We start from the raw sequence: 25,412 nt of genomic DNA on the forward strand, positions 1-25,412 counted from the left end.
TGATAGAATTTCCGGTTTCCCCTACTGCGTTGCCAATGGCCAGCTTTTTTCGCCGTAACAAGCCAACCACGCCCGACAGCTCGCGTACCTCTCGCTACAGCCTGGAAGAACTGGCAGCCGCATTCCCCACCGCGCCGTCTGCCGCCACCCCGGCATCGCCGGTCGACGCGCTGCCCACGGCCGAGCCAGGCAGACAGACGGCCGCAACGCCGGCTATTGCGCCTGTCACTCCTGCTTCGGCAGGCAGCGAGCCTGCGGCGCCAGCACCGCCGCAGACCACCGCCGCGCCAGCCGACCAGCTGGCGCAGGAACTCGCTGCACGCACTGGCCAGGCGCAGAGTATTGCCGCCGTCCCCAGCGCGACTGCAACTCCTGCGGCGCCCGCGCCGACCGCATTGCAGGCGCTGCCAGACCCAATGCCCGCCAGCGCGCCCGGCGCGCCGGTCGTGGTAGTGCCGCCGGTCGTGGCGCAGCCGCAGACCGTTCCAACGCCGCCTCCCGTCGTGCCTGCCCAGCCGGCCACACCTTCGCAACCCGCAGCCCCTGCCGTGGTCGCACCGCCGGTCGCCGCTGCGCCGGTTTCGACGCCCGCACCGGCTGCTGCAGCGCCCGCCAGCGCGCCCCCAACCAGTACCGCGCCGACGGTCACCGCACCGGCCATCGTCAGTGCACCGCTGGCGAGCACGCAGGACGACAGCATCGTCGGCCAGCGCGACGCCCTCCCCGCCGCGCCGGCGGGAAAACCCGGCTGGCGCGAGCGGCTGCGCAACAGCACCTTCGCACGCAGCTTCGGCGGCCTGTTCTCGCGCAATCCCAAGCTCGATGACGACCTGCTGGATGAAATCGAAACCGCACTGATCACCGCCGACGTCGGCATCGGCGCCACCACTGCGTTGATCGACGGCCTGCGCAAGCGGATGAAATCGCGCGAATTCGTCGACGCCCAGGCTCTGTTCAAGGCCTTGCGTGCCGATCTCATCGCGCTGCTGCAGCCGGTCTCCAAGCCGCTGGTGATCGACCGCTCGCTCAAACCGTTCGTGGTGCTCACCGTCGGTGTCAACGGCGTCGGCAAGACCACCACCATCGGCAAGCTGGCCAAGCGCTTCAAGGACGAAGGCAACAGCCTGATGCTGGCCGCCGGCGACACCTTCCGTGCTGCGGCGGTGGCGCAATTGCAGGCCTGGGGCGATCGCAATGGGGTGGCCGTGATCGCGCAGGGGCAAAACGCCGATGCCGCGTCGGTGGCGTTCGACGCGCTGCAGGCCGCCAAGGCGCGCGGCACCGATGTGTTGATCGCCGACACCGCCGGCCGCCTGCACACCCAGACCGGGCTGATGAACGAGCTCGGCAAGATCCGCCGCGTGCTCGGCAAGATCGATGCCGCCGCGCCGCACGAAGTCCTGATGGTCATCGACGGCACCACCGGCCAGAACGCCATCTCGCAGCTGCGCCAGTTCCACGCTGCCGTGGGCGTCACCGGCCTGGTCGTGACCAAGCTCGACGGCACCGCCAAGGGCGGCGTGGTGTTCGCGCTGGCGCGCGAGTTCAATATTCCGATCCGCTTTGCCGGTATCGGCGAGCGTCCGGAAGATCTGCGCGTCTTCGACCCGGTCGCCTTCGTCGACGCGCTGTTGCCCGACGCTTTGGGCGGCTGATCGGAAGATGCCTGCCCGCGTCTGCAACCGCTGCGCGCGCAGGCGCTACAGGCAGGTTGCACGGTGCGACAGGTGTCATGCGATTGGTTGCAGGCACGATGCGTTCTGGAGGTTGCCCAGCGCTTGCGCGCAGGACGCTGAAGGCAAGGTCGCGCGGATGCGTCAGCGGCCTGCTCCCATGCGCCGACACCACCGCATCGGGCTGGCGATGAAGGATCTTTCTGCGAACGGTGCCTGGGCGGAATGACGTTTGCGCTGTAGCGAAGGGACGACACGCGCAGCAGATCCACTCCCCCGTCCCGCCACTCTCGCCTCGCCTCCATCGCCAGCAAAGCTCATGCCAGCCGACCACGCCACTCCCTCCGCCGATGCCTTTGTCGACCGCCTGTTGCACTGGTTCGACGGCCATGGCCGCCATGATCTGCCCTGGCAGCACCCACGCACGCCCTACCGGGTGTGGCTGTCGGAAATCATGCTGCAGCAGACCCAGGTGGCGGTGGTCATTCCGTATTTCCACAAGTTCATGGCGCGCTTCCCCGCGCTGGCCGATCTGGCGGCGGCCGACAACGACACCGTGATGGCGCAGTGGGCCGGACTGGGCTACTACGCCCGCGCGCGCAATCTGCATGCCGCCGCCAAGCAATGCGTCGCGCTGCACGGTGGGCAATTGCCGCGCGACTTCGATGCACTGCTTGCGCTGCCGGGCATCGGCCGCAGCACGGCAGGCGCGATCCTGAGCCAGGCCTGGAACGATCGCTTCGCGATCATGGACGGCAACGTCAAACGCGTGCTCGCGCGCTTCCACGGCATTGCCGGGTATCCCGGCCTGCCGGCGGTCGAAAAACAGTTATGGCAACTGGCCACCAGCCATGTTGCGCATGTCCCGGCTGGCCGCCTGGCCGACTACACCCAGGCGCAGATGGATTTCGGCGCCACGCTGTGCACGCGCGCCAAGCCCGCCTGTGTGCTGTGCCCGCTGCAGGCCGATTGCATCGCACGCCGCGATGGCCTGGTCGAGGCATTGCCCACTCCCAAGCCCGGCAAGCAGTTGCCCGAACGCGAGGCCACTGCGCTGCTGCTGCAGAATGCCGAGGGCCACATCCTGCTGCAGCGACGCCCGCCAACCGGCATCTGGGCCGCGCTGTGGACGCTGCCGCAGGCCGATACCCACAGCGGCATGCGCGCCTGGTTCGCAGCGCATATCGACGGCAACTACGAGCGCGCCGACGAGATGCCGCTGATCGTGCACACCTTCAGCCATTACCGGCTGCATTTGCAGCCCTTGCGCCTGCGCAAGGTCGCGCTACGTCCGGCGGTGGGCGACAATGACGATCTACGCTGGGTAGCGCCTGCCGATCTTGCATCGCTGGGCCTGCCGGCGCCGATCCGCAAGTTGCTCGACGCGCTGTAAACGCGTGTCCCAAAGGAATCCGAATGTCCCGCACCGTGTTCTGCCACTACCAGCAAAGCGACGCCGAAGGCCTGGATTTCGTGCCGTATCCGGGCGAGCTCGGCCAGCGCATTTTCGCGCAGATCGGCAAGACCGCCTGGCAAGCGTGGCTGGCGCATCAGACCATGCTGATCAACGAAAACCGGCTGTCGCCGCGCGACCCAAAACACCGCGCCTTTCTCGAAGCCGAACTGCAGAAGTTCCTGTTCGAGCGCAATGCCGACAAACCCGAAGGTTATGTGGCGCCGGTGGGTGACTGAGCGCGCGGAGGTGGGATCGGCAGCAGTAGTGACTGCCTTTACGGGACCAGTGCGTTTTCGGGAGTGATCGCGGGAACCTGCCTGTGGTGCAGCGCGTGCCGGAACGGCCAGCCACTCACCGACGTGCTATTCACCGATGTGGCCTGGATGTCCTCGCCGCAAGACAAGCCTGGTGATTTGGCCAACGCCCCGTGCAGGACGCGGGTGATCTGGCGGAGGCGACGGGCGCCCAGCTCCGCGGGCCTCACGGCTGCCAGGCTGCTCCCCACGCCTGCGGCTGCGGGCGCCGCGCTGGCGAACTGACGCAATCTTGAAACTGCAATCGCGGCTGCAGTGCGATGCCGCAGCGGCATCGCACTGGCGGTCTGCCGGCCTCAACCAACCCCGGTCGGCCCATCCAGCAACATGCGGATGCGCTTGAGCAGTTCCTTCTGCGTGTAGGGTTTGTCGACCACATCGAATTCGGCGCCGCCCACATCGGTGCGCTGGATGCTCGCATCGGCGTAGCCGGTGGTGAGCAATATCTTGATCTTCGGCAACATGCGGCGCGCCTCACGGGCGAGCATCACCCCGTTCATACCGCCGGGCATGATCAGGTCGGTGAACAGCGCATCCACCTGCAGGGTCTTCTCCAGGATCTCCACCGCCTCGCGTCCGCTGGATGCAGACAGGACGCGGTAACCGGCGTTTTCCAGAAACATCCGCGCCACCACCGCCACGTCCTGCTTGTCTTCCACCACCAGGATGGTTTCGTTGCCCCCCTTGTCGATGGCGCGGCTCTTGGCGGCCTGCAAATCGTTTTCGAATTCGCTGGAGGCGGGGAAATACAGCCGCACCGTGGTGCCTTCGCCCACCTCGCTATAGATGCGCACGGTGCCGCCAGACTGCTTGACGAAGCCGTACACCATCGACAGGCCAAGGCCGGTGCCCTGCCCTTCCTCCTTGGTGGTGAAGAACGGTTCCATCACCCGGCTGACCACCTCCGGCGGCATGCCCGAGCCGGTGTCGGTCACGGCGATGCTGACGTAGCGGCCCGGGGACAGCTGGTGATACATCGCCAGGTCGTGGCCTGAGATCTCCACGTTCTGGGTCTGCACCGTGACTTCCTTGCGTTCTGCCTGCGCCATCGCGTCGCGCGCATTGATCAACACATTCAACAGCGCCACCTCTGCCTGGGTGGTGTCGATCTGGCAGTTCCACAGCCCTTCTTCCAGCGTCTGGCGCAGGGTGACGCCGCCCCCCAGCGCGCGCTCGGCCATGTTGGTCATGCCGGCCACCAGCCCGTTGAGGTTCACGACCCGCCCGCGCAGTTTCTGCTTGCGCGAAAACGCCAGCAATTGCTGGGTCAAGGTGGCCGCCTTGGCAGCGGCGGCCGCCGCGTGTTCGGCACTGAAGGCAATCCGCTCGGCATTCCCCGCGCCGGCGCTGGCCATCATCTGGATCACTTCCAGATGTCCAGACATCACCTGCAGCAGATTGTTGAAATCGTGCGCGATGCCGCCGGTCAGCTGGCCCAGCGCTTCCATCTTCTGCGCCTGGCGCAGCGCATCTTCGGCATCGCGTCGCCGGCTCACATCCAATTGCGAGCCGAAGAAATAGACCAGGTTGCCCTTGTCGTCGAACACCGGCGAGATGAAAAGCGCATTCCAGAACGAGGAGCCGTCCTTGCGGTAGTTCAGCACCTCGGTGGCAAATTCGCTGCGGCTTTCGATCGATGCGCGCACATCGCTGATGCTGGCCGGATCGGTCTCGGGCCCCTGCAGGAAACGGCAGTTGTTGCCGATGACCTCATCGGCGGCATAGCCGGTCATCTCCAGGAACGCGCGGTTGGCGAACACGATGGGGTTATCCGGAAGATGGGGGTCGGTCACCGTCATCGGCATGCGCGTGGTTTCCACTGCGGCAAAGAAAATGTCCGAGCGGTGCTTCTCGACAGGCAGGCCGCGTGTGTCGCTGATCTGAGGCGCCCGCAGCTCTCCGTGACCGGGATCGTTCAAGTGATGTTCTCCGCGGGGCCATTCCCGTGGCTACAGTCTAGTTGGGTCCGGTGAGGCGATTCGTCACATCCATGAGCCTTTCCCGTACGGCCGCGCCCGCCATCGAACCGGATGCGCTGCGATAGCGCCGTCACGGTGCAGGCGTATAGGCAGAGAGCAGGACCGGCTTACGCGGGTCGGCGGCAATTTCCTTGTGCTCGCTCAGGCGCAGCGCTTGGGCATCGGGCGTGTCCTGGGTGTTCATTTCCCATGCTTCGATCACGCGCTTGTGGAACACGAAGACGCCGCGGCGGCGGTCGTAACGAAAGGTGATGTAGTCGGTCCAGTGTTGTCCGCACGCCACCGCGTTTTGCACGGTGAAATACGCGCCCTTCGCGACCAGGCCCTGGTCGCTGTCCAGAAATGGATCGCACTGCCCGCCTTCGTCGGCGCTGAAGATCACACGCGTGTTGCGCGCGGCTTCCACAAACCCACCGTCGGCGTTTGCAACCAGCACCAGCAAGGTACGCGGCGGTGCTGCATGGCCATGGCCGCGCAGCGTTTGTTCTGCGGATGCACGCAACGCAACCACGTAATCCTGCCGGCCATCGCCGGTGAGATCGGCGCTAGCGACACTCATCACCGACTGCCCGGCCGGTAACAGTCTGGCAGCACCGGCGGGCAGCGTGGCGGCGCCGGCTGACATGGCCAGCGTCGCGGTCATTGCCAGCACGGTTGCCCACCATCGGCATCGTGTCGTCATCGCTGTGTCCTGGTCTGCGTCGGGCCGCCAGCATAGCCGGCCGCTCCTGCCCCGCGCACCGGCATCGGCGTGCAACACGTAGGGGCGTGTCGTCGCATGGTCGCCGCATGCCATTCGGCGCACGCGCACGATGGGGCCGCAATCCTGTCGAGCGTCTGCCGCATTGCGTCGCCACACCGCGTTTTTCGCCTGTGAAGATCGCGCGTCAAGTCCGCTTGCCGGCTCACGCCCGGCTGTCGAAATCCCCACGTCCGATTGATGCCTCCACCGCGATGCTGGCCCTGCACCACGGCGTCCAGTGGTGCATTCCCCAACCGACGAATGAGAATCTGCAATGGCAAATCAGAACGACAACAAGGGTGGCACCAGCAACCGCGGCTTTGCTTCGATGGACGAGGACAAGCAGCGCGAAATCGCTTCCAAGGGCGGCAAGGCGGCCCACGAAAGCGGCAACGCCCACGAGTTCACCTCGGAAGAAGCACGCGAGGCCGGCAAGAAGGGCGGCCAGGCGAGCGGTGGCGGCAACAACCGCTGAGCTGCGCAACACGGCAGGTACCACGGCGCTTCCGCAAGGGCTGCAGCTCTTCCGGAAGCGCGTTCTTTTCAAGAATCGGGCGGCGTCTCAGCTGATGCGACAGCACATCGGCACGCTGCCGCCCGATGACCACGATGTTCCGCACACACTCGCACCCCACCGTGCATGCAGCAGCGCCAGGCCCCCTGGATGGTTGCGCAGGCTTCGATCCACTGACGCAGCAGCAGACCAAGGTCCGCCGTGGCACGCAGTGAACGCGTTCGCCGCGGGCTCGGTGCGGTCGAATACGCCTACCCCGAGCATTTGCGCAGCACGCTCGAAACCTTGCCGACGACTGCCGGGGTGTATCTCTTCCACGGCCAGGACAGCGAACTGCCGTTGTATATCGGCAAGAGCGTCAACTTGCGGGTGCGGGTGATGGATCACTTCCGCACGCCACGCGAAGCCTCGCTATTGCGCCAGACCCGTCGCATCAGCGTGTTCGAAATGGCCGGCGATCTCGGTGCGCAGCTGCTGGAATCGCAGCTCATCAAATCGATGCGCCCGCTGTACAACCAGAAGCTGCGGCGCGTCCCGCGTCAGTTTTCGATCCGGCTGTATTGCGGCGACGTGTCCATCGTGCATTCGGCCGAGCGCGACCCGGCGGTCATACCGTGGCTGTATGGGCTCTATTCCAGCCCACGCGCCGCCCAGGAAGCGCTGCGGCGGCTGGCCGATCGCGACCGCCTTTGCTACGGGCTGCTCGGCCTGGAACGCGCCACCGATGGTCGCCCGTGTTTCCGCGCCATGTTGAAGCGCTGTGCCGGTGCCTGCCATGGCGCCGAATCGCTGGGCGACCACGAGATGCGTCTACGCGCCGCCCTTGAGCATCTGGAACAGGCCGTCTGGCCGTTTCCGGGCGCGGTGGCGTTGAAGGAAGAGAGCAAGCAGTTGCGTCAGTTTCACGTGCTGCGCAACTGGCACTATCTGGGCAGCGCCACCTCGCTGGCTGCGGCCCGCAAACTGAAGACCGCACCCGGCGACTTCGATCACGATTGCTACCGGATTTTGCGCAAGGGCCTTCAAACGCATTTGCACAACGTGGTGTTGCTGTAGGCACGACATGGGTGGCGTGCTCACTTGGGCACGCGCAGCAGGTATTGAGTTCGTGCGAGGCATCGCGCGACGCGACGCCGGCCTGTCCTGTTCCCCCACCAACAACGGTCCCGCCGCCTACGCTCTCCAAGCGCATGCGAGAGCCCGCGATTCAGCCACTCTGCCTCTCGCAGCTGCGGTATTCCTTGGGGTCCAGAAACTCCGCCAGACAAGAACCGACGCGCAGCGCCTGCTCGCGTGCGTCGCCCCGATATTCGCCCTGCCCTGCGCCCTCGACCGTGGCCACGGGCGCGGCGCGGTCGCGGTGGTAGACGAACGCGGTAGAAAGCCACAGCGTCGCGCCAGGCGCCTGGCTTTCCAGGGTCTCCACGCGGAATTCACCGCAGTAACCGTGGATCAGGGTGCGTCGAAGTGTCTTGTGCGTCATGCGCGCAGTATCGCCATGCGCATTTGAAGACCACGTCGAAATCGATTGCATTGCGTGCGCATAGGACCTACGCGGATGAACGGGTGGCCGAACCAATGCGCGAGTCTGCGTCCGCGCTGGATCACGTCAGCGCAAGCACTCGCGCATGCAGCACAAAGACTGTGCAGCGCGCGCAAAATCGAGGCAGTGACAGGGGAACAACAGATCCGGTGAGAACCGGGAAGCCTTGCGAACGAAGGCTTGGATATGGTGGCCGAGGACGGAATCGAACCGCCGACACGGGGATTTTCAATCCCCTGCTCTACCAACTGAGCTACTCGGCCACTTAACCTGCAACACGATGCCTGCGTTGCGAGGACGCGCACTATAGCGAGCAGGCGCAGTTTGGGCAAGCGTTGCGAGCAACTTTGTTGCCGGCCGCCGTGGGGGCCGCGTTTCTTGCACCGCTTCACGCCGCGCGGCCGGCGACATGGCCTAGCCTGCGCGCGTCCACCGGAGATTGTCATGCGCCTGCCCCGCCTGCTGTTGTCGTTCGTCGCCCTGCTGCCGCTGACAGCGTTTGCGCAACAGCCGGTGCGCGCGGTGCCGCAGCTGGATATCTCGCGCTATGCCGGCCAGTGGCATGAGATTGCGCACCTGCCGGTGTCGTTCCAGAAAAAGTGCCGCAGCGACATTACCGCCAGCTACACCTTGCGCGACGACGGCTTGATCGGCGTGCGCAATGGCTGCCGCACCGCCGATGGCAGCCTGACCCAGGCCGACGGCGTGGCGCGCCCGGTCGCCGGCCAGCCCGGGCAGTTGCAGGTGCGCTTTGCTCCCGAGTGGCTGGGTTGGTTGCCGCTGGTGTGGGCCGACTATTGGGTGATCGCGCTCGACCCGGATTACCAATGGGCGGTGGTCGGCGAGCCGGATCGCAAGTACCTGTGGATCCTGTCGCGCTCGCCACAGATGCAGCGCGCGCAACTGGAACGGCTCAAGGCGCAGGCGACCGAGATGGGCTACGACCTGTCGACGTTGATTGTGGCCGCGCCGTTATTGTGAGGCTGCGTATCACCTGGCGTAATGATCCGGCACCCGCGCTTCGCGCACTCGGGAGCGGCGACCGTACTGCGTAGTATTCTTGGCGCCGCCTCATTCCGCCAAGGACCCGAGTCCATGCGTCGTGCCTATCGCCTTCTTCTTGTGTCGCTGGCCTGCGGGCTGCTGCTGAGCGCCTGCGGCGGCGCAGTCCGCCGCGTGTCCGAGCCGGCCGCCAGCATCCAGCAACTGACCGTGCGTGCCGACGGCTCCTGGTCGGTGGACCTGCGCCTGCAGAACTACAGCAGCATCCCGATGCAGTTCGAACGCGTGGCACTGGAAATCTCTGCCGGCGATCAACTGGCCGGCAAGCTCGACCAGGCCGTGGGCATGTCGATCGGCCCGGAAACCGCAGACGTGGTTACCGTCTCCGTGCAACCCACCTCGCTGGGCCGCATCACCGCGGCCGACGTGCTGGCCGGCGGCCGCTCGTTCCCGTACACGCTGAAGGGCACGGTCTGGGCGACCCCACAGGACAAGAAACAACGCGAGTTCAGTGTGGAATCGCGCAATACGCTCAGCCCGGCTCCCGGCCTCAACGGCGTGCTGCGCTAAGAGTCGCTAAGGCGCACGCGCACGCCTCCCGTACCCGCTTCCAAGGATCCCGCATGAGCAGCTATACCGCCCCGCTGACCGATTTCCGCTTTGCCCTGCACGACGTGCTCGGCGCGCACGCCCTGTTCGCCCGGCTCGGCTACACCGAGGCCAGCACCGACATCATCGACGCCGTCCTCGAAGAGGCCGGCCGCTTCACCTCGCAGGTGCTGGCGCCGCTCAACAGCGTGGGCGACGAGATCGGTTGCGCGTTCGACAAGAGCACGCACGCGGTGACCACCCCGCCCGGCTTCCGCGCCGCCTACGATCAATTCGTGGAAGGCGGCTGGAACGGGCTCACCGCCGAACCGCAATTCGGCGGCCAGGGCATGCCGCACACGCTGGGCGTGCCGCTGAGCGAAATGATCAACGCCGCCAACCTGGCCTGGGGCAACTTTCCGCTGCTCTCGCATGGCGCGATGGAAGCCCTGCGCCAGCACGGCGAGACCTGGCAGCAGGACGTCTTCCTCAAACCCCTGATCGACGGCCGCTGGACCGGCACCATGTGCCTGACCGAACCGCATTGCGGCACCGACCTGGGCCTGCTCAAGACCCGCGCCGAACCCAATCCCGATGGCAGCTACGCCATCACCGGCACCAAGATCTTCATCACAGCCGGCGAGCACGACCTCACCGACAACATCGTGCACCTGGTACTGGCCAAGCTGCCGGACGCACCGGCCGGCGCCAAGGGCATCTCGCTGTTCGTCACCCCCAAGTTCAAGGTGGGCCGCGACGGCAGCGTGGGCGAGCGGAATGCGCTGCATTGCGGCTCCATCGAGCACAAGATGGGCATCAAGGGCTCGGTCACCTGCGTGATGAACTTCGAGGGCGCGCAAGGCTACCTGGTCGGCCAGCCCCACAAGGGACTGCAGGCGATGTTTACGATGATGAATACCGCACGCCTGAGCGTGGGCCTGCAAGGCATCGGGTTGTCCGAGCGCGCCTACCAGAACGCCCTGCGCTACAGCCGCGAGCGGTTGCAATCGCGGGCGCTTAGCGGCGCCAAATTCCCGGACAAGCCGGCCGACCCGATCATCATGCACCCGGACGTGCGCCGCATGTTGCTGACCATCAAGTCGCTGACCGAAGGCAGCCGCCTGCTCGCGTTGCATGCGGCCAGCCTGGTCGACGTCGCCCATCGCGGCGAGAGCGAACGCGAACGCGCCGACGCCGAGACCCTGGTGAGCTTCCTCACCCCGATCTCCAAGGCCTGCCAGACCGAATGGTCGATCGAGAACACCTACCACGCGCTGCAGTGCTTCGGCGGCCACGGCTACATCCGCGAATACGGCATGGAGCAGCTGGCCCGCGACGCGCGCATCACCACCATCTACGAAGGCACCACCGGCATCCAGGCGCTGGACCTGATCGGCCGCAAGACCGCCGCCAGCCAGGCCGCCGGGCTGAAGCTGTTCCTGGCCGACGTGGAAACCTTCGCCAACGCCCAGGACGGCAACGCTGCGCTGGCCGAGTTCATCAAGCCGCTGCGCGACAAGTGCAGCGAATGGGCGATGCTGACCCGCGATGTGCTCGACCGCGCCGCACGCAACCCGGACGAACTGGGCGCGGCCAGCCACGACTACCTGTTTTATTCGGGCTACGTGGTGCTGGCGTACTGGTGGGCGCGCAGCGTGGCCGCTGCCGATGCATCGGCGCACAGCGAGGACTTCAAGCGCGCCAAGCGGGAGACGGCGCGGTTCTACTTTGCCCGCATCCTGCCGCGCACCCTGACCCATGCCGCCGCCATCCGCAGCGGCGCCGCACCGCTGATGACCCTGGAAGCGGAGCTGTTCGGCGAAGGCTGAGCGCCGCCTCGCGCCGGGTGCGCTCCTACGGCTCACGCCGCGGAATCCTGCCGCTGTCGCAGGAGCGGACCTGGCCGCGACAGAGCGGTATCGCTCGACAAAGCCTCGCGCCCGGGTGCGCTCCTACGGCTCATCAACGCCATCACTGCGTTCGACGAGCGATTCCGCAGCGCGGCGGCACGCAATGGCGGGCAACGGGACTTGCCGAGCCAGTGCTTTGAAGACACGCGCCAATGCCGTTCGCTGCGATACACAAACTGTCAACGATCGGGTATAAGCTGTTTTCCCGATGGAGACAGACACGCACGTTCGTGATGTGATCGTCCCCGGAGGCAGCGCTGCCCCGGACGCGGGCAGCGCTGTCGCTGCAATCCACCAACTCCCCACGCTTCGCCTGCTGTCGCTCGATGCGCACGGCCGCGTGCTGGACTGGATCAACTGGCAAGACGCTGCCTGCCTGTACGCCCGCGATGCGGTGTCGTGGACGCTGGGCGAGCCATGCATGCAGATCCACGGCGGCATCTCGCGGCTGACCGGCGAGCGCAGCACGCTGGAACTGCACCCCATCATCGCCGCGCGCGGGCATGCCCGGTCGCGCGCGCTGGACCCGACCCCGACCCTCAGCAACACCGCGTTGTTCGCGCGCGATTCGCAGCTGTGCATGTATTGCGGCCAGCATTTCAGCCGCCCGCACCTGACCCGCGACCACGTCATGCCGGTGTCCAAAGGCGGTCGCGACAGTTGGGAAAACGTGGTGACCGCCTGCTTCCAGTGCAATTCGCGCAAGGCCAACCGCACGCCGCAACAGGCGCATATGCCGCTGCTGGCGGTGCCCTATCGGCCGAGCTGGATCGAGCACCTGATCCTGTCCAACCGCAACATCCTGTCCGATCAGATGGCCTTTTTGCGCGCGCAACTGCCCAAACGCTCCAAGCTGTCGCTGTAAGCCGGCTCGCCACGCGTTGCGCCTGCTGGCTGGTGAGTGGCCGCGCCACCCTTCGGCCGAGTGCCAAGACAACCACGGGCGCTTGGGCCTGGATGCCGTGCGGTTGCCCCACTCGCGCCGCAGCGCTGGCGGCTTCGCTGGCGCACGGGGTGTCCGACGTGACATCGAACCCGGCCACGGCGATCCAACGCATGAGGCACCCGGACACGGCCAAGCGTCCCATCCCACGCAGGCAAGGGCCAAGTGGTCTAGAGGACTCGGCGCAATCGGTCCATCGAACGGTGCGGCAGATTGCCGCAGGTGTGGGTAAGCATCGCGCGCGCCAGGCGTGACGGTGTGTGTGCCCATCACTTCCCGCTGACAGCTGAACCGGTTTGCTTGCCGGGCCTTCGCATGGGGAGGACAATACGGCTTCAGAAGATTGACACGATGATGATCGACACCACCCGCTATCCGCGCCTGTCCCGCATCCAGACTCCCGACGATCTGCGCCGCTTCGACGAAGCCGAGCTGACCGCGATCGCCGAAGAACTGCGCTCCTATCTGATCGAATCGGTGGGCAAGAGCGGCGGGCACTTCGCGGCCGGCCTGGGCGTGATCGAGCTCACCGTCGCCCTGCACTACCTGTATCAGACGCCGGTGGATCAACTGGTGTGGGACGTCGGGCATCAGACCTACCCGCACAAGATCCTCACCGGCCGGCGCGACCAGATCCACACGGTCAAGCAAAAGGACGGCGTGGCGCCGTTTCCCAAGCGCGAAGAGAGCATCTACGACACCTTCGGTGTGGGCCATTCGTCGACCTCGATCTCGGCCGCGCTCGGCATGGCCATCGCTGCGCAGCGCAACGGCGACGACCGCAAGGTGGTGGCGGTGATCGGCGACGGCGCGATGACCGCCGGCATGGTCTACGAAGCGCTGAACCACGCTGGCGGCATGGACCCGGAACCGAATCTGCTGGTGATCCTCAACGACAACCGCATGTCGATCTCCGAAGCAGTGGGCGGGTTGACCAAGATGCTGGGGCGCGCCAGCGGCAGCCGCACGCTCAATGCGATCCGCGAAGGCGGCAAGAAGATCCTCGGCGACAAGAAGAACAACCCTACCGCGCGTTTCGTGCGGCGTTGGGAAGAACACTGGAAAGGCATGTTCGTGCCGTCCACGCTGTTCGAGGAGATGGGCTTCCATTACACCGGCCCGATCGATGGCCACGACCTGCCCAGCCTGGTTGGCGCACTGAAGACCCTGCAGACGCTCAAGGGCCCGCAACTGCTGCACGTCATCACCACCAAGGGCAAGGGCTACGAGCTGGCCGAAGGCGATCAGATCGGTTATCACGCCGTTGGCCCGTTCGATCCGAGCAAGGGCCTGGTGGCAAAGGCCGGCGCCAAGAAGCCGACCTATACCGACGTCTTCAGCGATTGGGTCTGCGACATGGCCGCCGCCGAACCCAAGCTGTTGGTGATCACACCGGCGATGCGCGAGGGCTCGGGCCTGGTGCGCTTCAGCAAGGAATATCCGCAGCGCTATTTCGATGTGGCCATTGCCGAGCAGCACGCGGTAACGCTGGCCGCTGGCATGGCGACCCAGGGCGCCAAGCCGGTGGTCGCGATCTATTCCACCTTCCTGCAGCGCGGCTACGACCAACTGGTGCACGACGTGGCGGTGCAGCAACTGGATGTGCTGTTTGCGATCGATCGCGGCGGCGTGGTCGGCCCGGATGGCGCCACCCATGCCGGCAATCTGGATCTGAGCTTTCTGCGCTGCGTGCCGCACATGGTGGTGATGGCGCCGGCCGATGAGGCCGAATGCCGTCAGATGCTGAGCACCGGCGTGCAGTACCAGGGCCCGGCAGCGGTGCGCTACCCGCGCGGCACCGGCCCGGGTGTGGCGCTCGATGCCTCGCTGGCCACCCTGCCGATCGGCAAGGCGCAGCTGCGCCACAGCGGCACCCGCATCGCCCTGCTCGGCTTCGGCGCGACGGTGGATGCGGCAGAGGCGGTCGGCCGCGAACTGGGGCTGACGGTCGTGAACATGCGCTTCGTCAAGCCGCTGGACAAGGCGATGCTGCTGGAGCTCGCAAAAACTCACGACGGCTTCGTCACCATCGAAGACAACGTGGTTGCCGGTGGCGCAGGTGCTGGAGTGTCGGAACTGCTCAACGCCGAAGCCGTTACCATGCCGATGCTGCACCTGGGCCTGCCGGACAGTTTCCAGCATCACGCCAGCCGCGAAGACCTGCTGGCCGAGGCCGGCATCGACCAGGCCGGCATTCGCGCCGCCGTGCTCAAGCGCTGGCCGCAGCTGATGACCAGCAAGACGCCTGCGTTGAACGCTGCGGCAGGCTGAGCGCGCCGACAGATTCGTTGTAGCGCGTGCCGCATTACACCGGCGGCACCGCGCCAGTACGCTCAAAACCCTCCACCAGGTGCGCGATGCGCGCCTGCGATTGGATCAGTTGTAGCGCCGCCTGCAGGCGACGCACGCCGTGTGGCACCTCGCCGGCGCCGAGCGCCTGACGCAGCAACGCCGGCAAGCCATCCAGATCGCGCAGCCACCAGGCAGCACCTGCCACCTGCAGGCGCGCGGCGTGATCGAACTGGTCGTAATCCAGCGGATAGACGATGGCCGGCAATCCCGCGGCGAGGCAGGCGTAGAGAATGCCGGCACCGCCGTGATGGATCACCAAGGCGTAGCGGTGCAGGTGCTGGGCGTAATCCACATAGGGCAGCCGCTGATAGTTGCCCTGCCCCGGCTGCGGCGAAGCGCCGGTGTCGCCGTCGCTGAAATGGAAGACCACCTCCGGGAACTGCGGCGCCAGCGCACGCAGCACGCCATCCATGCGCTGCTTGACCCATTGCAGATGCGTGCCCAGCGTCACCAGCACATGCCGGCGACCGTCGACGAAGGTGGGCGCCGGCACCGACGAAGGCGGCGTGCACAACTGCGGCCCGACAAAGCGCACTGCCGTCGGCCAGCGTTGCGCCAGCTCGAACGACGGGACTCCCAGGGCCAGGATGCACTGCGGCGAATACACCGCCTCGCTGCGATCGCGTCGATAGATTGCCGGCAACCCGCACGCGCGCATCTGGCGCCGATAGCAAAGGTGCAGGGTCCGTTTGAAGCCACGTGTGAGCCGGCGTGCCGCTGCATGCCAGACACGCTGCAAGGGCGTGGTCGCAGGCAGCAACCCGCCAAAGTATGCGGGCGGCCCATCCGTGGTTTCGATCACGCATGGCGACGGCATGCTGGTCCACCAGGCAATACCCATCGTCTGTGCGGCCAGTCCTGCGCTGGGCAGGGTGAAGTCGACGATCACCAGATCCGGCCGCCGCGCGCGCCAGCGCTGCTGCAGCGCTTCGCCGAGCTGCGCCATGAGCCCGAGTGCGTTGTGCAACTGCCGACGCAGGCGCACGGGGTTGTGGCCCACTGCATGCGGCGGGTTGGCGATGGAAAGCAGCAAGCGATCGGCATGCGCATCCAGCACGCTGGCAGCGGCGAGCCCACATGCCTCGATGCGCGCCCGCGCAGCAGGCGTGCTGATGACGCAGACCTCGTGCTGCGCGGTGAGCTGTTGCGCGATCGCCAGGATGGGATGCAGATGGCCGCTGTAGGGCGGTGCGATCAGATCAATGCGCATGCGCTGCGCCCTGTCGCATTCGTTCGATCTGCGCGACAAAGCGCTGGCACTCGGCAAGCACCTCGGCGTTGCGCAGGTACGCCATGTGTCCGCACGCAGGCCTGGCATCGACCTGCCCATCGAACAGTGTTCGAGAGATCCAGTCGCTGCGGCCCTGTACCACGCGCAGCTGGCCGAACACTGCGGGCGCATCACACACCGGGCCGTACGCAAAAACCGCCAGGCGTGCACGCAGCGCATCCGGCAACTGCAATGCGGTCAACAGCTGCAGTCCGCAGCTGCCGGCAAGAAGCAGCGTCATCGGCGCCTGATCCAGCAGCGCATGGACACGCTTGCGATCGGCTTCGGCAAGGCGGGCATGTCGGGCCGCAAGATACTGCCGTGCATTGGACAGGCTGGCACGCCACAACGGCGTGCGCCGGTGCGGCGCGCCGTTGCGGCGATACGGGTAATTGCAATCCAGCAGCTGCCGGCCTGCGCCCTGAAGCTGTTGCAGAAATGCGCCCTGCTCCGCACTCAAGGCGCAGCTTGCCGGATCGCTTTGCCCGGTGAGGAAGGCGATCTGCAGCGGCCCCGACTCACTCCGCACGAAAGCACCCATTCGGTAGCACGCGGTAACGCCGCGTGCGCCAGCGGATCGTGCGCACCAGCGCTGCGTGCAGCAGATGCAGCGGCTGCAGGCATTCGGCGCATAGCGACACCAGCAGGCGGTGGCGAACGGCGCCGGTGACGCGCCATTGCACAGCGCACAGCAGCAGCGCGCGCACCAGCAAGACGATCAGCACGCAGAGTGCAGCCGGCCAGGTGTGCTGCATGCAAGCGCAGACCAGCATGGCCACCAGCAGCAACGGCGGCAGCCCCTGCAACACGCCGATGGCACTGCGTACGTGCAGGCGTTGACGGCCTAGCAGGATCGATGCGAACAGCATCCAGCGATGCATCTGGCGCATATAGCCACGCAGGTCGGGCATGGCGGTACGCATCGCCACCGGCGCAGTGGATTGCCAGAGCCGCCCGCCGCGGTCGCGCACCAGGGTGGCGAAGGCCAGATCGTCGGTCAGCTGCTCCAGCAATGCAGTAAAGCCACCCCAGCTGCGCAGCTGTTTGGTACGCGCGGCATAGCACATGCCATTGATGGTCAGCGGCGCTGCGAATGGCAGCCAGCCCAAGTACGTGAGCGCGGCATTGTTGTTGACGAACTGCGCCAACAGGCGCCCGGCCAGCGTGGCGCTGTCGCGGTAATACGGCAGTGCGGTGACCACATCGGCATGCGTGAGGTCCGACAACAGTTGCGACAGCGCATGGCCGCCGAGGTGCGCATCGTCGTCGAGAACCAGGCTGACAGCCGCATCGATGTGCGGCAGCGCGTAATCGAGTTTCCAGGCCTTGGGGTTGATGCCTGGTGGCGCCGCGGGCACGAGAATGCGCGCGATCCGCAGCTGCGGATATTGCGCAACGACAGCAGCGGCAGCGGCGTTTCCCGGGCCATCGTCGGCATCCAGCAACCAGACGAACTGCGCCTGCGGCAATGCCTGCGCGTTGGCAACAAGCACCTCCTGCAAATGCGCATCGCCACCAAGAATAGGCTGCAGGATCGCCACCTCGGCCGGCGTGGCAACGGCACGGCGCGCCGGCCTCGCACGTTCGCCACGCATCACCCACAGCACGGCCGCCGTCTTGACCAGCAGCACGGCCAGATACAACGCCGCCAGGATGGGAACGATCAGGTCCACTGCGCTGCCTGCCAGCGCACGAAGGCGTCCACGCCCTCGTCCAGGCCGACGCTGGGCGGGCCCAGATCGGCAAGCGTGCGGCGCGGATCGAAGGTCTTGGAATATGCGAACACGCCAACGCCGAAGCGCGTGATCGGCGGCTCGCCCCGCAGCCGCAGCCCGCGATACACCGCTTCCACCACGCTGGCCATGCGCAATGCGGTGCCGATGCGCACCTCGCGCCGTGGCAACGGCAGCTGCAGGCGCGCCAGCACCTCCAACAACAACTGCTGCAGGTCCACCGGGTGTGCGTTGGTGAGATTGTAAGCAGCCTGCAACTGCGGCGCGGTGGCCGCGCGGTACAGGTAATCGCACAGCGTATCGATATAGATCAGGTCGCCGATCACCGGCTGGGTCTGGCCGACGAAACGCGGCAATGCACCCTTGCGCGCGGCGGCGATCACGCGCGGAAACAGCACCGTGTCGCCGGGCCCGAACACCGCACGCGGGCGCAACACGCTCTTTTCCCCGGGATAGTCATCCAGCAACGTCTCGCCAAGATATTTGGTTTGTGCGTATGTATTGACGAACGCCGGGCCGATCGGGCTGTCTTCATCCAGGCCGTATTGATGCGCTTCGCGATAGAACACCGAACTGGAGGAGACATATAGCAGGCGCGGGCAGCCGTTGCGCTTGCAGAAGTCGATGAGGTTGGCGGTGGCCTGGACATTGTGCCGCTGAAACTGCGCACGCGTGCCCCACGGCGAGGCCAACGCAGCTGCATGAATCACCACATCCGGTTGCCAGTCCAGCGAGAAGGCCTGGCTCAGATCGATGCGATGGTAGTTGGGCAGGTCGCTGGCGCGGCGGCCGATACCGTGAATCTCGACGCCCGGCTGCCCCTGAAAGCGCCGCAAGAATGCACCACCGACAAAACCGGACGCGCCGGTCACGAGAATGCGCAGGCTCATCGCCACTCCGGTTGATATCGGTCAAGACTCGGCTGGCAATGCGAAGGCAGGATGACCAGTTCCGGATGGGCGTGCGACAAGGCGTGCAAGCGATGCACGGTGTGCTGGAATGCGTGCCAGTCGTGCATCAGCAGACGCGTGGGCCAGGCCGGCCATTGCAGCGTGGCCCAGGTGGCCGAGGACCATACCGCGTCCGCACACAGCAACACCTCGCGGTCGTGCTGGTCGCGTACCCACAGTCCCATCTGGCCGGGCACGTGCCCGGGTAGCGATACCGCGAGCACGCTGCCGTCCTCGAACAGATCGTAGGCCGGGCCGAGCTCCTGCCAGGCTCCAGTCAACGCGCGCTGCGGTGCCCGGTCGGCAAACTGCAGCCGCTGGTCGAAGTCGTCCGGCAGCAGCTGCGGCAGCAAGGCGCGGCGCAACCCACCCATGCGCGAACAGCTGCGCAGCTGCTGGTAATCCGCGCGCAGGCAGAGAAAGCGCGCATTGGGCAGATCGCGCAGGCCGCCGACATGGTCGGCGTGGAAGTGCGAAATCAGGCACCAGGCGATGTCATCCAGCGATACGCCACGTTTGTTCAACTGCGCGCCCAGGGTTTGGTCGGCGGGCAAGCTGACTGGCGTGGTCCAGCGGTACAGGCGCTCCGGCCAGGGATCGGTGGCACGAAAAAAATGCGCGGCATAGCCGGTGTCGTACAATAGCGCGCCACGCTGCGGATGCCGGATCAGCACGCTCAGTGCGGGGAATTCCACCGCATGCCAGTGACCATCTGCACGCACCATGCGTTCGCAATGGCGGCAGTGGCCCACGCGCAGCAGCTCGAGCGACACGCGGACCGGCATCAGTAACGCAACACCATGCCGCCGATGGCAAGCCCTGCCCCGGTGCCGAGCAGCGCGACCAGATCGCCACGCTGCAGGCCCAGGTCGACGCGTGCATGATGCAGCGCATGCGGCAACGACGCGGCGACCTGGTTACCCGTGTGTTGCAGGATGCGCACCACCTGTTCGGGGCGCAGTCCCAAGGTCTGCACCACATGATCCAGGCCGCCGCCGGAAGCCTGGTGCGGTACCAGGCAACGCAAGGCTGCGGTGGCGGTGCCGGCCTCGTGCAGCAGCTGTTCCCAGAACGCCGGCAGATGCCGCGCGGCGAAACGGTAGGCGCCGCGTCCGTCCATGCAGAACACGCGCGAGGCATCGGGCGCGCTGTCTTCGCCATGCGGGTAACGCGTGCCACCGCCGCGAATGCGGCACAGCTCGGCGCCACTGCCATAACTCGCTAGGCGGCTGGAAAGCAACGCCGAGCCCTGCTCCGCTTCGCTGCGTCCAACGACCACTGCGGCTGCGCCATCGCCGAACAAGCCGGCCGTGGCCGGCGTCGCCGCATCCAGCCCGGCCGATGCGACTTCGCTGGAGACGATCAGCACGCGCTCGTAGCGACCCAGCGCCAGTGCGTTGGCCGCCATGTCCAGGGCCACCAGAAAACTGAGGCAGGTTGCATTGACGTCGAATGCGGGGATGCCCGAATCGCCGAGGCCGAGCGCGCGCTGGATCAGCACCGCCTGGCAGGGAATCGGCTGCTCCATGACGCTGCAGGCGGAGATCAGGCAATCGATCCGACTGGCATCGAGCCCGGCGCTGGCCAAGGCCTGCTGTGCAGCGGCTGCCCCCATCGACGATGCGGTCTCGCCCTTGCCCACGTAATGGCGCGTCTCCACGCCCAGACGCGCGAACGTGGTTCCGGCCGGCAACTGCCAGCGCTCGTCCAACTGGCGCGATGTCACTTCCGTCGCCGGAACATGGCGCCCGGTGCCCAGGATGCGCAGCGGCAATGCGTTCAACGCGGAGCTCTCAAAACATGAAGGCGCGCAGCATACCGTGGCCGCATCGGTAGGCCCACCGCCGTGCATGCCGATACACCTTTAAGCGCATGCACCGCGAGGCACGCCGCGCAACAGCCGCCTGCCGCATCCATTGCGTCTCTGCCAACTGCTGTGCTCGTGCTCGGCATGACGCGCCAGGCGCACGCGGCGACATCGCCTCAAGGCGCTTCCACCTCATAGCCCAGCGCTTGCAGGCGTGCCAGATAGCCATCCGGCGCGGTCAACCGGCTGATCGGCAACACCGCGAACGTGCTGCGATTGCGTTGCAGCGCAGCGGTGGCGATACCCAGCCAATGCTCGCGCATGCGCCGTTCCAGATCGTCGATGCCGCGTTTCCTTGCAGCACCGGAGCTGGCCATTGCGTCCATGCAGGCGGCCTGCGGGTCTTCGCGCGGCAGCCGACGCAAGGCCTCGACATCGCCCACCGACCAGGCATTGGCGCGCTCCACCATCGTCGGCAGGTCGCGCTCCACGGCCACCAGAATGCTGCGGAAACATGCGGTATCGTCCATTCCGCCGGCACGGAATTCCTTGAGCGCCTGGCGCGGGTCCTTGATCTTGTAGTCCAGCGCGGTCGGTGTGGGTTTGATGCCGGCACGCTTGGCAGCGCGTTCCACCACTGGCCAAACCACCGGCGAACGGGCCAGGCCGGAGCGCTTGATCGCCGCCTGATACAACTCGCCGGCAGCCAGCATCGGGCGTTTGCGCTCAACGCCGCGGTCGCTGCCGAGATAGCGCGCCTTGGACACGCTCCAGCGCGCATACAGGTCGGCCGGCAAGATGTCGCGCAGCTCGCGCCCGTCTTCGTTCTTCATCGCTTTCATGGCCGACGGCAGCAAGGTCAGCTTGCCGAAGAATCCCATGTCCGCATCCACCTGCACGGTTGGCGCTGCCAGCACCTGCTGGGACTGGCCGATGATGGTTTCCACTTCGGTCGACTGCCACTGCAGCCGCTTCGGCAAGGGCGACAAGGTACCCAGGATCCACAACACATGATCGCCCTTACTGACCTTCCACAAGCCCGGCCCGGGCTGCACGCCGCGCACGACCATGGCCTCCAGATCCACCACTGCTGGTGCCGGCGTCGCCACCTTGGGCGGCACGGCTTCCCCGGCGGTCGCCAGCAGCGACACCAGCATCAAACCCATTCCCCATCCCGCGACCTTGCGTTGCATGGTGTCTTGCCCCCTGTTTGAGGCGGACAGTACGCCAAGCCGGCAGCAGCCGCGTTAGGGAAGCGTTCGGACGCGCAAGCGCGGTCGATGATCAGCGTGGCAGCAGCGTCGCCAGGCGTGCGGCCAGCGGCGAGGCCTTGTCGAGCAACGCAAAGCCTTCCCAGACGAATCCCGGCGATACCGTGCAGCCCACCAGGGTGAAATCGCCGAGCGAGCGCGCCGCTTGCCAGCAGCCTGCCGGCACCACATGCATCGGCTCGCCGCGTTCGGCGGCATCCACGATCACACGCTGCACTTGTTCGGTACAGGTGTCATAGATCAGCAGTTCCAAGGCATCGCCCAGCTGCCAATGCCAGGTTTCTTCCGCATCCACGCGGTGCCACGCACTGCATTCGCCGGCACTCAGCAAAAAACGGATGGCGGTCATTGCCGGGCGGGTCTGGCCGTTGTCGGTCACCTGGCGCGCAGAGGCATGGATGCGGCGGTAGTGCCCGCCTTCCGGATGCGGGGCGAGGTCCAGCGAGCGGATCAGGGCGGCGGCGGTCGGGTGCATGCAGGCATGCTAGGCCAGACACGCCTGCGCTGCATCAGGGCAGCTGCTTTCCCGCGCGCAAGCAGGTGCGGAAGAACACCAACAAATCCCAGCTATAGCGCTTGAGCAAACGGCGTGGCTCGTTGAGCAGCCGATACATCCACTCCATGTGCAGGCCTCGCACCCACTCGGGCGCACGCTTTGCGGTACCGGACAAGAAATCGAGCAATGCGCCCACCCCGAACACCAGCGGCACGCTCAGCACATGGCTGTGGTCCAGGATCCAGCGCTCCTGCAGCGGATTGCCGAACGCCACCAGCAGCACATTGGCACCGGAACGATTGATGCGCTCGGCCAGGCCCTCGCCCGCCGCCGCAAATTCGCCATAACCATCGCACATGCCGACCACCTGCTGCCCCAAGGTCCCGGTCAGCGTCGCCGCAGCGGTCTTGCCCACACCCGGACGGCCGCCCAGCAGAAAGAATTTCAGCGGTTGCGCACTCTCACGGCACAGATACGGAATCAGGTCGGTGCCATTGAGGTTGCCGGCAAAGCGGCGGCCGTGGATCAGCCGCGCAGCCAGATCCATGCCGATCCCGTCGTTGACGATGCGCACGCTGGGCTCGCGCATGCGCGTCCGCAGCGCCTGGCATTGCACGATGAAATTGGTATTGGCAAAGAACACCCGTCGCGGCTGACGGGCGGCCAGCGCGTGGAATAGATCCAACGCAAAGGCTTCCTGCGTGGTGGACAGGACCGGAAAGCCGCCCAACGGAATCACCACACCCGGCGGCGTGGTTCCGCTGGCAATCCCCGTTGTTTCCACATCCACGCGCTGGCCCTGCATCATCGAATCACCAAAGGTCGTAAGGGAAGGCAGCCAACAGCCCGGCCTGCAGCTTTTCCAGATCGAAATCGCCGTTGCCGCCCAGTTGCAGACACTCCTCCACGCTGTTGCCGGAATGCCATTGCATACGCCCGGTGCCGTTGTAGTAGTCGTCGTACTTGAAGCGATCTTCGCCATTGCCCCAATCCAGATACACCGCCGGGATGCCATAGGCTTCGGCAAGGATCAAGCCGTGCAGCGAGCTGCTGATCACCAACTCGGCGCCAAGCAACGCGCTCATGAAGGTTGCGGGCTTGACGTTGGGAAAGACCAAGTGATCCTTGTACGCGCTGTACTTTTCAACCGGCTCGTTGAAGTGCGGAACGATGGCGAACGGGCGCTTGTTGATCGTACCGAGCGCATCGGCCGGGAAGAACATCGGCGTCAGCAGCCCGGGATCGCCATACACTTCCGGCACTGCGATGCCGCGATCGAGCAGAAACTTGCGCGTCTTCGGCCCACGCACTGCACGGACATCGAGCGTACTGAAGGTGTTGCGCTCGGCAGGAATCTTGCCGTTGATGCCACTACCCCAGACGGTATCGCCGTCTTTGGCGAAGTGCAGTACCGAACCGATCGCGATCAGCTTCTTGCTCAGATCCTGCTTCTCGATCAGCGTCTTGTCCTGCAGGGACAGCACGCAGGAGACGATCACCTTGGACAGGTGATCTCCCATATTCACGCCAGCGTTCTTGGGCTGCCACCAGAACAGCGCACGACGTTCTGCATGTTCTATCCATTTCTGCAGCAAGGCGTTGGCCATAACGTGTGAGTCTCCTAAAGAAAAAATGTGCGCGCATCAATGCGAGAGCGCAGCCTCCGACGAGGCATGCACCGCTGCGCTTTGCTGTGGATACAAACGGGTTTCCGGATACGCACTGGGATCCAGCACGCGATCGGTGGTGTCGGACCAATTCAGGCACTGGCGATAACGCACGCGCGGTGCTTCCAGGGCGCGGCCGATTGCTGCAACGACAGAATCGGCGTTCCCCGGAGTGTAGCCGAAACGCGACTGATACGGCCCCACCACGGCGTTCGGGCACACCGCAGGCAAGCCGAAAAAGTCGTATTGCAGCAACTTCATCGAACTGTCGGCCAGGTAGACCGGCACTTGCTCGGAAGCATACGGCGCAATCCCGAACCGCGCGTGCTTGATATAGCCAATGGTCTCGGCGTGTTTCATCTCGCCATAGACCACCACGTTATCGCCGTAGCCCGGATGCCGGCCCATGCCCGAACCGATCACATGAAACGTCACCTGCGGGAACGCCTTGCTGGCAACGACGAAGAATTCGGGATCGAACAACATCGAACCGACCGCCACTGCGTGGATGCCCTCCCCGTACGGCGACGGGTCGCCGAGTTGATCCAGGTTGTGATCCACGCCATGGCCAACGTGATAGACATTGTCGCGGCTGGCGATCTCCTCTGCCATTGCCGGCGATACCAGTGCAATCACATCGAGCTTGGGCGCCACGCGGTCGAACTCGCGCTCGATATACGACGCAACATTGATCGTGCTCAATCCGTCCGACGCGCGATAGACCAGCTTGGCTGCAGGATTGACGCGCTTGGCCAGCTCGATGAAAGCGACCGCAATGCCGCTTTCGAACACGATCACATCCGCCTCGCGCATCCAGTCGAGCAACTGGCGCGGCGGATGCGCAGCATACCAACGGAACATCGCATCCTCGACCGACCGCAACCATGGACGACGCGTATTGAACGGATGCACCGTCGTGCGCCACAGGTAGCAGTCGACGCCCTTGTGCGAGACGACCTTGTTCGCGGTTTCGTCGAGCGGCAGCCGCATATCGCCCTTCATGCGCGACAACCGGCTGTAACGCAGCGAGAAGAACCGCGTGGTCCCGCGCAACGCCAGTTGATCGGTGATGAAGTGGATATTGGCGCGCCGCGGCGTGCGGTAATCGTGGGCGGACAAGACCAGATAGCAAGGCCGGCGGATGCCGGAAGCGGCGGCGGGTGTGTCGCTCATGGGCCGTGTCCTATGAATGAGTGAGAGAA

The 25,412-nt window shown here is 65.7% G+C and carries 24 protein-coding genes and 1 tRNA gene; 10 read left to right on the forward strand and 15 right to left on the reverse strand.

The genetic code is table 11. The features are described 5' to 3' along the window. The first annotated feature begins 35 nt into the window (after positions 1 to 35). The 3 genes from ftsY (at position 36) to ACCQ15_RS13105 (ending at position 3,365) form a co-directional block, all read left to right on the forward strand. Positions 36 to 1,655, forward strand: coding sequence for a signal recognition particle-docking protein FtsY (gene ftsY, locus ACCQ15_RS13095; protein WP_014090457.1), 1,620 nt, complete (start codon positions 36 to 38; stop codon positions 1,653 to 1,655). Between the two features lie 337 nt (positions 1,656 to 1,992). Beyond that, positions 1,993 to 3,066 (forward strand): A/G-specific adenine glycosylase, encoded by a 1,074-nt coding sequence (gene mutY, locus ACCQ15_RS13100; RefSeq protein ID WP_280298520.1) that lies wholly within the window; start codon positions 1,993 to 1,995, stop codon positions 3,064 to 3,066. 23 nt (positions 3,067 to 3,089) lie between these two features. Then, entirely contained in the window at positions 3,090 to 3,365 is a 276-nt protein-coding gene (locus ACCQ15_RS13105) for an oxidative damage protection protein (RefSeq protein ID WP_008571381.1), read from the forward strand. 374 nt (positions 3,366 to 3,739) lie between these two features. On the opposite strand, the gene ACCQ15_RS13110 is transcribed toward ACCQ15_RS13105, so the two are convergent. After that, on the reverse strand, positions 3,740 to 5,362 hold the full coding sequence (locus tag ACCQ15_RS13110) for a hybrid sensor histidine kinase/response regulator (protein ID WP_008571382.1): 1,623 nt from the start codon (positions 5,360 to 5,362) through the stop codon (positions 3,740 to 3,742). Between the two features lie 130 nt (positions 5,363 to 5,492). After that, entirely contained in the window at positions 5,493 to 6,065 is a 573-nt protein-coding gene (locus ACCQ15_RS13115; protein WP_372380652.1) for a hypothetical protein, read from the reverse strand. 373 nt (positions 6,066 to 6,438) lie between these two features. Here ACCQ15_RS13115 and ACCQ15_RS13120 point away from each other — a divergent pair, with 373 nt between their 5' ends. After that, complete coding sequence (locus ACCQ15_RS13120) at positions 6,439 to 6,639, forward strand: KGG domain-containing protein (protein ID WP_005914053.1); 201 nt, start codon at positions 6,439 to 6,441, stop codon at positions 6,637 to 6,639. 303 nt (positions 6,640 to 6,942) lie between these two features. Next, positions 6,943 to 7,734, forward strand: a complete 792-nt coding sequence (gene cho / locus ACCQ15_RS13125) for an excinuclease Cho (RefSeq protein ID WP_372381562.1) — start codon at positions 6,943 to 6,945, stop codon at positions 7,732 to 7,734. A 151-nt stretch (positions 7,735 to 7,885) separates the two neighbouring features. Here cho and ACCQ15_RS13130 read toward each other — a convergent pair whose 3' ends face one another. Together ACCQ15_RS13130 and ACCQ15_RS13135 are read right to left on the reverse strand one after the other, a co-directional pair. Next, complete coding sequence (locus ACCQ15_RS13130) at positions 7,886 to 8,161, reverse strand: hypothetical protein (protein ID WP_014090462.1); 276 nt, start codon at positions 8,159 to 8,161, stop codon at positions 7,886 to 7,888. A 247-nt stretch (positions 8,162 to 8,408) separates the two neighbouring features. After that, positions 8,409 to 8,484: transfer RNA gene (locus tag ACCQ15_RS13135), tRNA-Phe, on the reverse strand. Positions 8,485 to 8,665: 181 nt separating this feature from the next. On the opposite strand from ACCQ15_RS13135, the gene ACCQ15_RS13140 reads away from it, so the two are divergent. From ACCQ15_RS13140 to dxs, 5 genes are all read left to right on the forward strand, one after another. Further along, positions 8,666 to 9,202 carry a lipocalin family protein gene (locus tag ACCQ15_RS13140; protein WP_011347882.1) on the forward strand — a complete coding sequence of 179 codons (537 nt, stop codon included), beginning with the start codon at positions 8,666 to 8,668 and terminating at the stop codon, positions 9,200 to 9,202. A 114-nt stretch (positions 9,203 to 9,316) separates the two neighbouring features. After that, positions 9,317 to 9,793 (forward strand): LEA/WHy family protein, encoded by a 477-nt coding sequence (locus tag ACCQ15_RS13145; RefSeq protein ID WP_057682167.1) that lies wholly within the window; start codon positions 9,317 to 9,319, stop codon positions 9,791 to 9,793. A 53-nt stretch (positions 9,794 to 9,846) separates the two neighbouring features. Continuing rightward, entirely contained in the window at positions 9,847 to 11,640 is a 1,794-nt protein-coding gene (locus ACCQ15_RS13150) for an acyl-CoA dehydrogenase C-terminal domain-containing protein (RefSeq protein ID WP_372380653.1), read from the forward strand. Between the two features lie 289 nt (positions 11,641 to 11,929). Further along, positions 11,930 to 12,586: an HNH endonuclease gene (locus ACCQ15_RS13155; protein ID WP_008571389.1), complete on the forward strand. Its 657-nt coding sequence runs from the start codon at positions 11,930 to 11,932 to the stop codon at positions 12,584 to 12,586. Between the two features lie 432 nt (positions 12,587 to 13,018). Beyond that, positions 13,019 to 14,935, forward strand: a complete 1,917-nt coding sequence (gene dxs, locus ACCQ15_RS13160; RefSeq protein ID WP_041470106.1) for a 1-deoxy-D-xylulose-5-phosphate synthase — start codon at positions 13,019 to 13,021, stop codon at positions 14,933 to 14,935. Positions 14,936 to 14,969: 34 nt separating this feature from the next. Here dxs and ACCQ15_RS13165 read toward each other — a convergent pair whose 3' ends face one another. From ACCQ15_RS13165 to ACCQ15_RS13215, 11 genes are all read right to left on the reverse strand, one after another. Continuing rightward, positions 14,970 to 16,226 (reverse strand): glycosyltransferase, encoded by a 1,257-nt coding sequence (locus ACCQ15_RS13165; RefSeq protein ID WP_136732706.1) that lies wholly within the window; start codon positions 16,224 to 16,226, stop codon positions 14,970 to 14,972. Beyond that, positions 16,216 to 16,827: a hypothetical protein gene (locus tag ACCQ15_RS13170; RefSeq protein WP_071117749.1), complete on the reverse strand. Its 612-nt coding sequence runs from the start codon at positions 16,825 to 16,827 to the stop codon at positions 16,216 to 16,218. The genes ACCQ15_RS13165 and ACCQ15_RS13170 overlap by 11 nt, the downstream gene beginning before the upstream one ends. Further along, positions 16,805 to 17,959: a glycosyltransferase family 2 protein gene (locus ACCQ15_RS13175; RefSeq protein WP_071117750.1), complete on the reverse strand. Its 1,155-nt coding sequence runs from the start codon at positions 17,957 to 17,959 to the stop codon at positions 16,805 to 16,807. Before ACCQ15_RS13175 ends, ACCQ15_RS13170 begins: the two co-directional genes overlap by 23 nt. Next, positions 17,950 to 18,909 carry an NAD-dependent epimerase/dehydratase family protein gene (locus ACCQ15_RS13180; RefSeq protein WP_008574543.1) on the reverse strand — a complete coding sequence of 320 codons (960 nt, stop codon included), beginning with the start codon at positions 18,907 to 18,909 and terminating at the stop codon, positions 17,950 to 17,952. The genes ACCQ15_RS13175 and ACCQ15_RS13180 overlap by 10 nt, the downstream gene beginning before the upstream one ends. Beyond that, on the reverse strand, positions 18,906 to 19,754 hold the full coding sequence (locus tag ACCQ15_RS13185; RefSeq protein ID WP_122272632.1) for an MBL fold metallo-hydrolase: 849 nt from the start codon (positions 19,752 to 19,754) through the stop codon (positions 18,906 to 18,908). Before ACCQ15_RS13185 ends, ACCQ15_RS13180 begins: the two co-directional genes overlap by 4 nt. Beyond that, positions 19,754 to 20,752, reverse strand: coding sequence for a 3-oxoacyl-[acyl-carrier-protein] synthase III C-terminal domain-containing protein (locus ACCQ15_RS13190; RefSeq protein WP_029819702.1), 999 nt, complete (start codon positions 20,750 to 20,752; stop codon positions 19,754 to 19,756). The genes ACCQ15_RS13185 and ACCQ15_RS13190 overlap by 1 nt, the downstream gene beginning before the upstream one ends. A gap of 200 nt (positions 20,753 to 20,952) precedes the next feature. After that, complete coding sequence (locus ACCQ15_RS13195; protein WP_057682173.1) at positions 20,953 to 21,969, reverse strand: TraB/GumN family protein; 1,017 nt, start codon at positions 21,967 to 21,969, stop codon at positions 20,953 to 20,955. Positions 21,970 to 22,060: 91 nt separating this feature from the next. After that, positions 22,061 to 22,522 carry a cupin domain-containing protein gene (locus ACCQ15_RS13200; protein ID WP_008574552.1) on the reverse strand — a complete coding sequence of 154 codons (462 nt, stop codon included), beginning with the start codon at positions 22,520 to 22,522 and terminating at the stop codon, positions 22,061 to 22,063. 34 nt (positions 22,523 to 22,556) lie between these two features. Beyond that, a complete protein-coding gene (locus ACCQ15_RS13205) occupies positions 22,557 to 23,351 on the reverse strand; it encodes a WecB/TagA/CpsF family glycosyltransferase (RefSeq protein ID WP_057682174.1) in 795 nt (264 codons plus the stop codon). Between the two features lie 4 nt (positions 23,352 to 23,355). Then, positions 23,356 to 24,150 carry a polysaccharide pyruvyl transferase family protein gene (locus tag ACCQ15_RS13210; protein ID WP_014090472.1) on the reverse strand — a complete coding sequence of 265 codons (795 nt, stop codon included), beginning with the start codon at positions 24,148 to 24,150 and terminating at the stop codon, positions 23,356 to 23,358. 36 nt (positions 24,151 to 24,186) lie between these two features. Further along, entirely contained in the window at positions 24,187 to 25,383 is a 1,197-nt protein-coding gene (locus ACCQ15_RS13215; RefSeq protein WP_011347895.1) for a GumK N-terminal domain-containing glycosyltransferase, read from the reverse strand. Between the last annotated feature and the right edge of the window lie 29 nt (positions 25,384 to 25,412).

The organism is Xanthomonas sp. NCPPB 1754 (genome assembly GCF_041475725.2).
GTDB classification, from domain to species: Bacteria; Pseudomonadota; Gammaproteobacteria; order Xanthomonadales; family Xanthomonadaceae; genus Xanthomonas; species Xanthomonas euvesicatoria.